The 12,162-nt window shown below is 73.7% G+C and carries 11 protein-coding genes; 6 read left to right on the forward strand and 5 right to left on the reverse strand.

Features of this window, described 5'->3' with window-relative positions:
• Positions 1 to 369: 369 nt before the first annotated feature.
• Both ACFYNX_RS03855 and ACFYNX_RS03860 read left to right on the forward strand, forming a co-directional pair.
• The gene (locus ACFYNX_RS03855; RefSeq protein ID WP_388657316.1) at positions 370 to 1,395 is read left to right on the forward strand and encodes an ATP-dependent 6-phosphofructokinase; all 1,026 of its coding nucleotides are present in this window, start codon (positions 370 to 372) and stop codon (positions 1,393 to 1,395) included.
• Positions 1,396 to 1,646: 251 nt separating this feature from the next.
• Positions 1,647 to 2,786, forward strand: a complete 1,140-nt coding sequence (locus tag ACFYNX_RS03860; RefSeq protein WP_388657319.1) for a helix-turn-helix domain-containing protein — start codon at positions 1,647 to 1,649, stop codon at positions 2,784 to 2,786.
• Between the two features lie 159 nt (positions 2,787 to 2,945).
• On the opposite strand, the gene ACFYNX_RS03865 is transcribed toward ACFYNX_RS03860, so the two are convergent.
• The 3 genes from ACFYNX_RS03865 to ACFYNX_RS03875 all read right to left on the reverse strand — a co-directional run bounded on the left by ACFYNX_RS03865 (position 2,946) and on the right by ACFYNX_RS03875 (position 6,403).
• Complete coding sequence (locus ACFYNX_RS03865; protein ID WP_365541526.1) at positions 2,946 to 3,554, reverse strand: helix-turn-helix domain-containing protein; 609 nt, start codon at positions 3,552 to 3,554, stop codon at positions 2,946 to 2,948.
• Positions 3,555 to 3,722: 168 nt separating this feature from the next.
• Positions 3,723 to 4,418, reverse strand: coding sequence for a response regulator (locus tag ACFYNX_RS03870; protein WP_388657321.1), 696 nt, complete (start codon positions 4,416 to 4,418; stop codon positions 3,723 to 3,725).
• Positions 4,415 to 6,403: an ATP-binding protein gene (locus ACFYNX_RS03875; protein ID WP_388657323.1), complete on the reverse strand. Its 1,989-nt coding sequence runs from the start codon at positions 6,401 to 6,403 to the stop codon at positions 4,415 to 4,417. The genes ACFYNX_RS03870 and ACFYNX_RS03875 overlap by 4 nt, the downstream gene beginning before the upstream one ends.
• A gap of 187 nt (positions 6,404 to 6,590) precedes the next feature.
• Here ACFYNX_RS03875 and ACFYNX_RS03880 point away from each other — a divergent pair, with 187 nt between their 5' ends.
• Positions 6,591 to 7,943 (forward strand): cation:dicarboxylate symporter family transporter, encoded by a 1,353-nt coding sequence (locus ACFYNX_RS03880; protein ID WP_388657326.1) that lies wholly within the window; start codon positions 6,591 to 6,593, stop codon positions 7,941 to 7,943.
• Positions 7,944 to 8,051: 108 nt separating this feature from the next.
• Here the strand turns inward: ACFYNX_RS03880 and ACFYNX_RS03885 are convergent, their stop codons facing one another.
• Positions 8,052 to 8,936 (reverse strand): aldo/keto reductase, encoded by an 885-nt coding sequence (locus ACFYNX_RS03885; protein ID WP_388657329.1) that lies wholly within the window; start codon positions 8,934 to 8,936, stop codon positions 8,052 to 8,054.
• Complete coding sequence (locus ACFYNX_RS03890) at positions 8,936 to 9,973, reverse strand: NAD-dependent epimerase/dehydratase family protein (RefSeq protein WP_388657332.1); 1,038 nt, start codon at positions 9,971 to 9,973, stop codon at positions 8,936 to 8,938. Before ACFYNX_RS03890 ends, ACFYNX_RS03885 begins: the two co-directional genes overlap by 1 nt.
• Before the next feature lie 67 nt (positions 9,974 to 10,040).
• On the opposite strand from ACFYNX_RS03890, the gene ACFYNX_RS03895 reads away from it, so the two are divergent.
• From ACFYNX_RS03895 to ACFYNX_RS03905, 3 genes are all read left to right on the forward strand, one after another.
• Positions 10,041 to 10,580: an Lrp/AsnC family transcriptional regulator gene (locus tag ACFYNX_RS03895; RefSeq protein WP_365541493.1), complete on the forward strand. Its 540-nt coding sequence runs from the start codon at positions 10,041 to 10,043 to the stop codon at positions 10,578 to 10,580.
• Positions 10,581 to 10,706: 126 nt separating this feature from the next.
• Positions 10,707 to 11,081 carry a nitroreductase/quinone reductase family protein gene (locus ACFYNX_RS03900; RefSeq protein WP_388657834.1) on the forward strand — a complete coding sequence of 125 codons (375 nt, stop codon included), beginning with the start codon at positions 10,707 to 10,709 and terminating at the stop codon, positions 11,079 to 11,081.
• 368 nt (positions 11,082 to 11,449) lie between these two features.
• On the forward strand, positions 11,450 to 11,956 hold the full coding sequence (locus ACFYNX_RS03905; RefSeq protein WP_388657334.1) for a hypothetical protein: 507 nt from the start codon (positions 11,450 to 11,452) through the stop codon (positions 11,954 to 11,956).
• Positions 11,957 to 12,162: the final 206 nt, after the last annotated feature.

The following is a 12,162-nucleotide window of genomic DNA, read 5'->3' on the forward strand; positions in this document are numbered from 1 at the left end:
TGTCCAGTCCTGCGGAAGGGCCCGGGCGGTGCCCCAGCTCCGCCTTCCCGGCCCGTACGTCAATCAAAAGGGCTCGGAAAGCCCCGATAGGGCGGCATTACCCCCTTGACAATACCCCTGGCGGTGGTTAAGCCGCCCGCCGGACGAAGGGCCCGGAAGTCCGGGCCGAAGGGCCCCGGGAGGCCGGCCCGAGGCCCGTCGGAGGCCCGTCGGAGGGACCGGCGGAAGGGGCCCCGGGAAGCCGCCGGAGGGCCTCCGCGGGCCCGCCCGGAAGGACGCGCGGAACGGCGACGAGCGCGCCCCTCGGGCCCGGCGTGTGAGAATTGCCCCGGCTCACACGGACCGCGACCGAGCAGGAGACACAGCACGATGCGCATCGGAGTCCTCACCGCAGGCGGCGACTGCCCCGGCCTGAACGCAGTGATCCGGTCGGTCGTGCACCGGGCGATGACCGGCCACGGAGACGAGGTCATCGGCTTCGAGGACGGCTTCAAGGGCCTCCTCGACGGCCACTTCCGGCCCCTCGACCTCAACGCCGTCAGCGGCATCCTGGCCCGCGGCGGCACCATCCTCGGCTCGGCCCGCCTGGAGCGGAACCGGCTGCGCGAGGCCGCCGAGTCCGCCTCCGACCTGGCCCACCAGTACGGCATCGACGTCCTCATCCCGATCGGCGGCGAGGGCACCCTGACCGCCGCCCGGATGCTCTCCGACGCCGGCATGCCCGTCGTCGGCGTCCCGAAGACCATCGACAACGACATCTCCTCCACGGACCGCACCTTCGGCTTCGACACCGCCGTCGGCGTCGCCACCGAGGCCATGGACCGCCTCAAGACCACCGCCGAGTCCCACCAGCGCGTGATGGTCGTCGAGGTGATGGGCCGCCACGCCGGCTGGATCGCCCTGGAGTCCGGCATGGCCGGCGGCGCGCACGGCATCTGCCTCCCCGAGCGTCCCTTCGAGGTCGACGACCTCGTCAAGATGGTCGAGGAGCGCTTCGCGCGCGGCAAGAAGTTCGCCGTCATCTGCGTCGCCGAGGGCGCGCACCCGGCCGAGGGCTCCATGGAGTACGCCAAGGGCGAGATCGACCAGTTCGGCCACGAGCGCTTCCAGGGCATCGGCACCCAGCTCGCCGTCGAGCTGGAGCGGCGCCTCGGCAAGGAGGCCCGCCCGGTCATCCTCGGCCACGTCCAGCGCGGCGGCACCCCGACCGCGTACGACCGGGTGCTCGCCACCCGCTTCGGCTGGCACGCCGTGGAGGCGGCGCACCGCGGCGACTTCGGCCGGATGACGGCGCTGCGCGGCACGAACATCGAGATGGTGCCGCTCGCGGAGGCCGTGACCCAGCTCAAGAGGGTTCCGGCGGACCGCATGCGCGAGGCGGAGTCGGTCTTCTAGGCCTACGGACCTTCCGGGCCTACGGACCTTCCGGGCCTACGGACCTTCCGGGCCTACGGACCTCCTGGGCCCGTGGGCCGAAAGCGGCCCCGACCGTCCCCCCGTGGACGGTCGGGGCCGTTCCCGTGCGGCACCGCCCCGTAAATGCCGGATTCCACTCTTGAGCCGGAGCGCGAGATCAACAAGGCTTGGGGCCTGTCCCGGACACGTCCCAACGCCGTCCGCCCGTCCGGGGGAAGGGGGAGGCGCGGATGACGCCGGGGGAGCACGTCCCCGACCCGAGGGGCGCACGGAGCCCCGCCGAGTTCCTCGCGCGCCTCCAGGCGCTCAAGGACTGGTCGGGTCTGACGTACCGCGAGCTCTCGGCGCGGGCGGAGGCGCGGGGGGACGTCCTGCCGCGCTCGACGGTGGCGAACATGCTGTCCCGTACGACCCTGCCCCGCGAGGAACTCCTGACCGCCTTCGTCCGCGCGTGCGGGACCGGCCCGGCCGCGCTGGAGCAGTGGCGGACGGTACGGAGCGAACTGGCGGGGCGGCGGGGGGACGAGGAGGGCCCGGATCCGGACCCGGAGGGGCCTGCCCCAACCGAAGAGAACCCCGAGAGAACGGCCCCGGAGGAAACCGGCCCGGCGCACGAGGAGCCACCCGCCCCCGAAGACACCTCCGAGGACACCCCCGGGGACACCCCTGAGAACACCCCCGACTCCCCGCCCCTCTGGCCCGGCGCCCCCGCCGACGACCCCCCGGGCCCCGGCCCCGGCAACCGGTTCCGAATACGCGGCATACAAGGCATGAGCGGCATGCACGGCATGAGCGGCATACGCGGCCTCCTCGTCCCGCTGGTCGCGGTCGCCGCCCTCGTGTTCGCCGGCGTCAGCGTCGTCGCCTTCCTGCGGGACGGCCACACCGGGCACCCGCCCCGTACCCCCACCGCCCCCGCCGCCGGGGACGTGCTCGTCCGGGTCGTCGGCACCGACTTCTGCCTCGGCGAGCGGCGCGGCTCCCGGACCGGCCAGATCCGCCAGGTGCCGTGCGCCGCCGCGGACGTCCCGCTGTACGCGCTCGTGGAGAGGGGCGACGGCCGGTGGCGGATCGCCTCCGACCACCCCGACCACGGCGCCGGCTGCTCCGGACTGCCCTCCGGCCGGCGCGTGCCCGACGCGCCGTACGAGGACTCCGAGTGCGGCGACCCCACCCGGATCGAGGAGTTCTCCCTGGAGCCGTACGGCACCCCGGTCCGGGGCTACCGGATCGTCCCGGCCGGCTCCGCGGCCCCCGGCGGCTGCGTCACCGTCGTCGGCGACCGCGCGGCCCCCTGGTCCCGCCTCGCCCAGGCCCTCTGCGCCCCGGACGCCGCCGGCCAGCTCTTCGACTTCGACCGCCGGGACTGAGGGCCTGTGGGATCAGGGCCTGTGGGCTGTGGCCGGCTCCACCGCACGGTTCCGCCGTCGGCGGTCCGACGGCCGCCCGGGTCAAGGAAGTCGTGGAACCGCTCGAAGGGTACGGGCCGTCCCACGGCACCCGTGCGAGGCGTGGGCCCACGCTCCCGGTCACGTTCCGGCGGCCGCCCAGAAGTGGTCGACGACCTCGTCCAGGTACGCGCGTCCCTCGTCGCCCGTGGTCCCCGGGGTGCCCCAACTGCTGACCGCCGCCATCCGGGCGTTGTACTCCGTGTGCAGCCGCTGGAGCGCCGACTCCACGGTCCGCCTGGGCAGCGGGACCGTCCGCGCCACCGGCTTCACGTACGCCTGCCAGCGGGTGGTGACCGCGTCGCGCAGCACTTCGGCGAGGCGCTCGTCGCCGCCGGTCGCGGTGATCAGGGCGCGCGGGCCGAGGCCGAGGACCTCGGCGAGGGCGGCCGTCTGGCGTTCGGTGCCGCGCCAGCGCCCCTCGTCCTCCATCCGCTGGTACGCGGAGGCCGCGAGCCCCACCCGCCGCGCCAGCTCCTCGGGGGCGAGCCCGCGCGCCACCCGGTGCTCGCGCAGGGTGGAGGCGGCGGCGATCAGCTCGGCGGGGGAGCACCACAGGACGCCCGCGAGGGCGGTGAGCTCCTGCTCGGTGGGGACCGCCCGGCCGCGTTCCCAGGCGAGGACGGTCTCGGGGGTGGCGAGGACGCCGTACTGCGCCCGCAGGCCGTACGCGACGTGGCCGTGGGCCATGCCGAGGCCCTCGCGCAGGCGGCGCGCGGCCTGGGCGTCGAAGGGAGGGGTGGGTCTGTGCACGCGGCCACCGTAGGTGCGGAGGGTGACGGGTGGATACGGTGCGTTCCCCCAAGGCCAGAGGTTCGTAGGAACGTGGGAACCGCCCGGTAACACCGTTTCGCCTGTTCAGTGACCGCGCGCGGATCCCTCCAGCCAGCGGTACTGGAGTTCGGGCCGTCCGATCTGCCCGTACCGCGGCGCCCGCACGGCCCGGCCCTCGGTGACGAGGTGCTCCAGATAGCGGCGCGCGGTGATCCGGGAGATCCCTAGGGCCGCCCCCGCCTCGGCGGCGGTGAGCCCGCCCGGGGCGGCCCGGAGGGTGCGGGTGACCGCCTCCAGGGTGGGGGCGCTCAGGCCCTTGGGGAGCGCGGCGGGGTGCGGGGCCCGCAGCGCGGCGAGCGCCCGGTCCACCTCGTCCTGCCCGGAGGCCTCCCCGGCGGCCGCCCGGAACTCGGCGTACCGGACGAGGCGGTCCCTGAGGGTCGCGAAGGCGAAGGGCTTGAGCACGTACTGGACGACCCCCAGGGAGACGCCCTCCCGTACGACCGCCAGGTCCCGGGCGGAGGTCACCGCGATCACGTCGGCGGCGTGCCCGGCGGCGCGCAGCGCCCGCAGGAGCTGGAGGCCGTGGCCGTCGGGCAGGTACAGGTCGAGCAGGATCAGGTCGACCGGCGTCCGGTCGAGCACCCGCACGGCGGCGGCCCGCGAGTGCGCGACCCCGACGACGGCGAAGCCCTCGACGCGCCCGGCGTAGAGCGCGTGCGCGTCGGCGGCCACGGGGTCGTCCTCGACGACCAGCACCCTGAGGGGAGCGGCACTCACGACACCACCTCGATCCCGCCGGACCCGTCGCCACCACGCGCGCGGACGCCTTCGCCCGTACGGGAGGACCCGCCCGGGTCCGGGATGCCGTCCACACCTGGGGCGTTACCCGCGCTCGGGGCCTCGTCCGTGTCCGGGGACTCATCCGTGCCCGGGGTCCCACCCGTGCCCGGGGCCCTGCCCGTACCCGAGGCGCCGCTCACGCCCGAGGCGCCACCCGAGTCCAGGGCATCACCCGCGCCCGGAGCGCCACCCGCCCCGGACCCGCTCCCCTCCCGCGGCGCCGGCACCGACCCCCGTGCCGCCCCCGCGCCGACTCCCCCGTTCGCCCCCGCATCAACTCCCCCGTCCGCCCCCGCAGGCCCCGCCCCCCGCAACGGCAGCCGTACCGTGAACTCCGCCCCGCCCCCCTCCCCGTCCGTGAGGACCAGCGTGCCCGCGGCGCGGGAGACCGCCTGGCGGACCAGGGCCAGGCCGAGGCCGCGGCCCGGGCCGCGGGTGGACCAGCCGCGGCCGAGGACCGCGTCCCGGTCGGCCGGGCGGACGCCGGGGCCGCTGTCCGAGACCCGGAGCAGCAGCTCGCCGTCCCCCGCGCGGGCCGCGACCGTGACCGTCACGCGCGCGTGCGGCGTCCCGCCCGCCGCCTCCACCGCGTTGTCGATCAGGTTGCCGAGGATCGTCACCAGGTCCCGGGCCGGCAGGGCCTCCGGCACCCGCCCGTCGTCGATGCGGCTGTCCTCGGTGAGGACCAGCTCCACGCCCCGCTCGTTGGCCTGCGCCGCCTTGCCGAGCAGCAGCGCGGCGAGGACGGGCTCGCCGACCGCGTCCACGACCCGGTCGGTGAGCGCCTGCGCCAGCTCCAGTTCCGCCGTCGCGAACTCCACCGCCTCCGCCACCCGGCCCAGCTCGATCAGCGAGACGACCGTGTGCAGCCGGTTCGCCGCCTCGTGCGCCTGCGAGCGCAGCGCCTCCGTGAAGCCCCGCTCGGAGTCCAGCTCGCCCGACAGGGCCTGGAGCTCCGTGCGGTCCCGCAGCGTGACCACGGTGCCGCGCCGCTCCCCGCCCACCACCGGGCGGGTGTTGACGACGAGGACCCGCTCGTCCGTCAGGTGCGTCTCGTCCACGCGCGGCTCCGAGGACAGCAGTGCCCCCGTCAGCGGCGCGGGCAGGCCGAGGTCGGCCGCCGGCCGCCCCACGACCCCTTCGTCCAGACCGAGCAGCTCCCGCGCCCCGTCGTTGATCAGGGCGATCCGCCGCCGCCCGTCGAGCATCACGAGCCCCTCCCGCACGGCGTGCAGCGCGGCCTCGTGGTAGTCGTGCATCCGGCTCAGCTCGGTCGCGTTCATGCCGTGGGTGTGCCGGCGCAGGCGCGCGTTCACGACGTACGTCCCCGCCCCGCCGAGGGCGAGCGCCGCGCCCGCCATGCCGAGCAGGGCGGTCACCTGCTCCCGCACCTGCGCGCTGATCCGCTCGATCGTGATGCCCGCGCTGACCAGGGCGACGACCCGCCCGTCGGCGCCGAAGACGGGCGCCACCGTCCGCACGGAGGGCCCGAGGACCCCCAGGTGCGTCTCGGAGTAGACCTTCCCCCGCCGCGCCTGCTCGATGTGGCCGAGGTACGTGCGCCCGATCTGGTCCGCTTCCGGATGCGTCCAGCGGGTGCCGTCCGGGGCCATGACCACCACGAAGGCGACGTCCGCGTGGCGGCGCAGCGACTCGGCGTACGGCTGGAGCGCCGCCGACGGGTCGGCCGAGCGCGCGGCGACGGCCACCGACGGCGAGTCGGCCACGGCCGCGGCGGTGGCCGTGGCCTGGCGCCGCGCCGTCTCCTCGGCCTGCGCCCGGTCCGTGAGGTACGCGAAGACCGCGCACCCCGCCACGACGACCGCCACGAGCACGACCTGCATCGCGAAGAGCTGGCCGGCCAGGCTGCGGGGGCGGGGGAGCCGGGAGAGGAGGGAGAGCCGGCGGAGGGGCACACGCATGCGGGTAAGTGTGCACGTCCGGCCGCCCGGGGCGGCGGCGCGGCCCCGCCCGGCCCCCGCCCCCTTCGTTTCGGCCATGAACGAAACGTACGCAACCGTGACCCGCGTCACAGGCTGGTGGATAGTCGCGGAGGTCCACCGGGACGCGGACGCCCGGGGGACACCCACCAGCACGAGGAGGACCCCCGTGGCCGCACGTCGGGACCGCACCCACTATCTGTATCTGGCCGTCATCGGCGCCGTACTGCTCGGCATCGCGGTCGGTTTCCTGGCACCGGGCGTCGCCGTCGAGCTCAAGCCGCTCGGCACCGGCTTCGTCAACCTCATCAAGATGATGATCTCCCCGATCATCTTCTGCACGATCGTGCTCGGCGTCGGCTCGGTCCGGAAGGCCGCGAAGGTCGGCGCCGTCGGCGGCCTCGCCCTCGGCTACTTCCTGCTCATGTCGACGGTGGCCCTCGCGATCGGCCTGCTGGTCGGCAACCTCCTGGAGCCCGGCTCCGGCCTCCACCTCACCAAGGAGCTGGCCGAGGCCGGCGCCAAGCAGGCGGAGGGCGCGAGCGAGTCCACGGCCGACTTCCTCCTCGGGATCATCCCCACCACCCTCGTCTCCGCCTTCACCGAGGGCGAGGTCCTCCAGACCCTCCTGGTCGCCCTCCTCGCGGGCTTCGCGCTCCAGGCGATGGGCGCGGCAGGGGAGCCGGTGCTCCGGGGGATCGGGCACATCCAGCAGCTGGTCTTCCGCATCCTCGCCATGATCATGTGGGCCGCCCCGGTCGGCGCGTTCGGCGCCATCGCGGCCGTCGTCGGCGCGACCGGCGTGGACGCTCTGAAGTCCCTCGCCGTCATCATGATCGGCTTCTACCTGACCTGCGGAATCTTCGTCTTCGTCGTGCTCGGCGCGATCCTGCGCCTGGTCGCCGGGATCAGCGTCTGGGCCCTCCTGAAGTACCTGGGCCGCGAGTTCCTGCTGATCCTCTCCACCTCCTCCTCCGAGTCGGCGCTGCCGCGCCTCATCGCGAAGATGGAGCACCTGGGCGTCTCCAAGCCGGTCGTCGGCATCACCGTGCCGACCGGCTACTCCTTCAACCTCGACGGCACCGCCATCTACCTCACGATGGCCTCGCTCTTCGTCGCCGAGGCGATGGGCGACCCGCTGTCGATCGGCGAGCAGGTCTCCCTCCTCGTCTTCATGATCATCGCCTCGAAGGGCGCGGCGGGCGTCACCGGCGCGGGCCTCGCCACCCTCGCGGGCGGCCTCCAGTCCCACCGGCCCGAACTGGTCGACGGGGTGGGCCTGATCGTCGGCATCGACCGCTTCATGAGCGAGGCGCGCGCCCTCACCAACTTCGCCGGCAACGCCGTCGCCACCGTCCTCGTCGGCACGTGGACGAAGGAGATCGACAAGGCGCGGGTGACCGAGGTGCTCGCCGGCCGGATCCCCTTCGACGAGAGGACCCTCGTCGACGACCACGCCCCGACCCCGGTCCCGGACCAGCGGGCGGACGGGGAGGGCGAGAAGACCCCGGCGGCCGTCTGAACGGGCCCCGCCCCCGCGAAGAGCCCCCCGAGTCCCGGGCCTTGAGCCGGATCCGGGCCCCGGGAACGGGAGGGCCCCGGTCGCCACGCGCGGCCGGGGCCCTCCCGTTCACCCCCGTACCGCCAGCTCCGTCAGCTCCTCCTCGGTCAGGACGAGCCCGGCCGCGGCCGCCGAGTCCCGGGCCGTCTCCGGGCGGCTGGCCCCCGGGATCGGGAGCACGGTCTCCGAGAGCGAGAGCAGCCAGGCGAGCGCCACCCGCTGCGGGCTGGTCCCGCGCGTCCGGGCCACCCGGTGGAACGCCCCGAACTCCGGGTCCTCCTCCAGCGCGGACGCCCCGTCCAGGGAGCTGCGCGAGATCCCGCCCAGCGGGCTCCACGGAAGGAAGGCGAGCCCCAGCTCCGCGCAGAGCCGCAGCTCCGCCTCACCGTCCCGGACGGCGGGGGAGTACCGGTTCTGCACGGAGACGAGCCGGTCGCCCAGGACCTCCCGGGCCAGCAGGATCTGCCCGGTGTCCACGTTCGAGACCCCGGCGAGCCGGACCGTGCCCGTGTCCAGCAACTCCCTTACCGCGCCGAGCGATTCGGCGTACGGGACGGCCGGGTCCGGCTTGTGGAGCTGGTACAGGCCGATCGCGTCGCCGCCGAGCCGCCGGGCCGAGGCCTCCGCCGCCCGCCGCAGGTGCGCGGGCCGGCCGTCCACGGTCCAGCCGCCGTCGGCCGTCCGCCCCCGCCCGCCCTTCGTCGCCACCAGCATCCCGTCCGTACGGCCCCCGTACGAGGCCAGGGCCCGGGCCACGAGGAGTTCGCCCTCACCGGGCGCGCCGCCCGGCGGGTGGTACGAGTCGGCGGTGTCGAGCAGGGTCACGCCCGCGTCCAGGGCCGCGTGCACCGTGGCGACGGCCCGCGCCGGGTCGGGCCGCCCCTCGATGGAGAGCGGCATCGTGCCGAGCCCGACCGCCCCGACCCGTACGTCCCCCAGCGTCCGGAACGACATCACCGCCCCGCCCCGGCGATCCCGGCCGCCCGGACCGCCTCGGAGACGGCCCTCGGGAGCCACTCGGAGGAGTGGGTGAAGGAGTAACCGAGCGCGGTGGCACGGGAGTTGTCCATCCCGTAGGAACGGACGAAGGAGAACGGCGAAAGCTCCCCGGCCCCGGCCTCCCCGGCCCCGGCTTCCCCGATCCCGTCCTCCCCGGCTTCCACCTCCCCGGCCCCGGACTCCCCGCCCGCCCCGACCCCCACCTCCCGGAACACCGTCCGGCCGCCCACCTGCCGCTCGATCTCCGCGCAGAGGTCGGCGGTGTGGAGCGGGCCGTGGGAGTGCGCGTTCACCGGCCCGGTGAAGTCCGCCTCCACCGCCCAGGCGAGGAACGCGGCGATCTCCTCCACGTACACGTAGGTCGCCGGACGGTTCACCGCGGGCACCGCGATCGGCTCGCCGTCCCGGACGCGCCGCACGTAGTGGTCGAGCCTGCCGGTGAAGTCGTCGTCGCCGCCGAGGACGTGCGCCACCCGCACCGAGCTCCACGCGAACGGCGCCCCGGCCGCGAACACCGCCTCGGCCTGCCGCTTGCCCTCCCCGTAACGGGCGTCGCGGAACTCCGGATCGTCCCAGGGCGCGCCCGTGTCGACGACGACCGACGCCAGGTCGAGGGCGGTCTCCGGGAGCGGTACGGGAGAGTCCTCGTCCCCGTACACCTCCACCGTCGACGTCATCACGTAGCGCCGGACGCGCCCCGCGAAGACCCGCAGGGCGATCTCCGCCTGGGGCGGGGTGTAGCAGACCTGGTCGAGGACGACGTCGAAGGAGCGGCCCGCGAGCACGGACGCGAGCGCGGCCTCGTCGTCGCGGTCGGCCACGAGGTGCTCGATCCCCCCGGAGAGCACACGGGGGAGCACGCCGGAGAGCCCACTGGAAGGCACTCCGGAGGAACCCCGGTTGAGCACCGTGACGCGGTGCCCGGATTGCCGCAGAAGCGCGATGACCCGCTTGCCGAAATAGCGGCTCCCGCCGATGACCAGAACGTCCATGAATTCCCACTCCCTCGCCTCTGCCGACAAGTGTTACGTTGAGCGTTCGCCGCCTGAAGGGGGAAACATGGGCGTCCCGGTCATCGCACCGAAGGAACCACGGCGTTCGCGGGCCGGCGCCGATGAAACCTCGGCGGCCCCTTACGCGGCCTTCGACCCCATCGACCGGCAGATCCTGGACCTCCTCCAGACCGACGGCCGGATCAAGCTCAGCGAGCTCGGCCGCCGCGTCCGGCTCAGCCCGGCGGCCGTCACCGAACGGGTCCGCCGCCTGGAGGAGAGCGGCGCGGTCACCGGCTACGGCGCCAGGGTCTCCCCGGCCCGCCTCGGCTACGGCATCCAGGCCTTCATCCGGGTGAACCCGCACGGCGGCTACACCCTCAAGCACCCCCGCACCCTCGAACTGCTCGCGCGCCCCGAGGTCCTGGAGACCCACCACGTGGTGGGCGAGGACTGCTGGATCCTCAAGGTCGCCGTCACCGACACCGTCCACCTCGAAGACGTCCTGGAACAGACCTCGGCCCTCGGCCGCACCACGACCTCGATCGTGCTCTCCTCCCCGGTGGAGGGAAAGCCCCTGCTGCCGCCGGACCGGAAACACCCCTGACGCCCGGCGGGGCGCGCGGCTGGAACGGGGGATTCGCGCCGCGCGCCGGTCCGCGCTCGAAAGCGAAGGGGCGGAGGCAAGAGGAACCTGGCGACGGCTTCGCCCCTCCACTCCAACACCGAGATCATCAGTGAATTCCGCACCGACGCCGGACGCCTCGGCGGCCCCTTCGAGGGAGGGGTATTCCTCCTCACCGCCGGCGCCAGGTCCGGAAGGGAACACACGACACCGCTCGGCTTCGTGGAGCACGAGGACAGGAACCGCGACCAGCTCCTCGTCGTCAGCCCGGCCGGCGGCTCGGACCGGCACCCCGGCTGGTACCGCAATACCTTCGTGAACCCCACGGCCACCGTGGAACTCGGCACGGAGACCTGGCGGGCCACCGCCGTCGCCACGGCCCCTGGCTACGCCGACTACCCGAGGGCAACCGACTGCGTTCTCCCGGTCGTCGTCTTCCATCGGCTCCCGGAGGGTGCCGATCAGAACACGAGCCTTGAGTGAGGTGCGGCAGCGCGAAAGGCGCTCCATCTCGCATGAGCGGCTCGGCTGAGCGCCCGATGCCGTATGCCAGTACACCGTGACCGACGGCGACGCCCGATGCTCGAAGATCTGCGAGTTCGGCCTGGGACCGGCCCGGGTGCCCGACCATGACCGGCCTTCAGGGATGGGCTGATTCCTGGGGTCGTGCCGTCCTGACCATGCGATCGTCGGTCTCAGCATGCTGGTGACTGATGCACAACGGGTGCACCCGGCCCCCGAATGCGGCTCACAGAGCCATGGCGAACAGGCCGGGGGCGAGTAAGAGGGGCTCGTCGGCGGGCACCGCTACTATCCGGGATGCCTCATGGGAAGACGAACGGAGTCAGGGAATGGGCGACGTGAACGAAGCAGCGATCAAGCGGAAGTTGGGTATCCCGAACTGGCGGAACCTGTCCAAGGACAAGGTGCTCAAGTTCGCGGCGGCGATGCCCGAGATGGCCACCGAAGTGCGACTCAAGCTCATCGAGCAGTTCCCCGCCTTCAAGGACCTGGCCAAGGCCGACATGGATGCGGTCACAGAGGCTCACAAGTCCACTCTTGCAGCCAACGAGAACAGTCAGAACCGCTTTTACCAGGCTTCACAGGATCAGAGGGATGCCCTGCGGGCCGACCTCGGTCGGGACGACCTCACCTGGGAACAACGGGAGGCCCTCCACGATCGCCTCGACCGAAACGTGCGGCAGGTATCCGAGAAGGACAGCGAGAGCAAGCAGTTCCTGGGGGCGGGGATGAAGGTGGTGGCAGCCGCTGGAGTAGCCGCTCTCGGGCTGGGCGTGGTGTTCGTCGGTGGCAAGATCGCCGGAGCGAGCGAGGACGGTTCCGAGGAATCCCAGTAGGGCTGTCACTGATCAGAAACTGAAGAGGTCGACCTCACCCGACGCTGTGACGGTGAGGGACGCGGGGAGCGGACCGCTCAGGGGCACACCCAAGCGATGTGTGCTCGCCCGCCATGGCGTTCAGTCCGGCCGTAGGTGATCCGGAACCACCGTGGGAGAACAGCGATGATTTCCAGTACGACGGTGAGCCCTGGTCGTGCGACGAC

Source organism: Streptomyces sp. NPDC007872 (assembly GCF_042868165.1).
Taxonomy (GTDB): Bacteria; Actinomycetota; Actinomycetes; order Streptomycetales; family Streptomycetaceae; genus Streptomyces.

Bases quoted from the DNA above. Each gene is read 5' to 3' on its own strand.
- ACFYNX_RS03855 (WP_388657316.1), top strand. From the start codon at position 370: ATGCGCATCGGAGTCCTCACCGCAGGCGGCGACTGCCCCGGCCTGAAC.
- ACFYNX_RS03865 (WP_365541526.1), bottom strand. From the start codon at position 3,554: ATGGCCCACGGCCACGTCGCGTACGGCCTGCGGGCGCAGTACGGCGTC.
- ACFYNX_RS03860 (WP_388657319.1), top strand. From the start codon at position 1,647: ATGACGCCGGGGGAGCACGTCCCCGACCCGAGGGGCGCACGGAGCCCC.
- ACFYNX_RS03890 (WP_388657332.1), bottom strand. From the start codon at position 9,973: ATGGACGTTCTGGTCATCGGCGGGAGCCGCTATTTCGGCAAGCGGGTC.
- ACFYNX_RS03885 (WP_388657329.1), bottom strand. From the start codon at position 8,936: ATGTCGTTCCGGACGCTGGGGGACGTACGGGTCGGGGCGGTCGGGCTC.
- ACFYNX_RS03875 (WP_388657323.1), bottom strand. From the start codon at position 6,403: ATGCGTGTGCCCCTCCGCCGGCTCTCCCTCCTCTCCCGGCTCCCCCGC.
- ACFYNX_RS03895 (WP_365541493.1), top strand. From the start codon at position 10,041: ATGGGCGTCCCGGTCATCGCACCGAAGGAACCACGGCGTTCGCGGGCC.
- ACFYNX_RS03905 (WP_388657334.1), top strand. From the start codon at position 11,450: ATGGGCGACGTGAACGAAGCAGCGATCAAGCGGAAGTTGGGTATCCCG.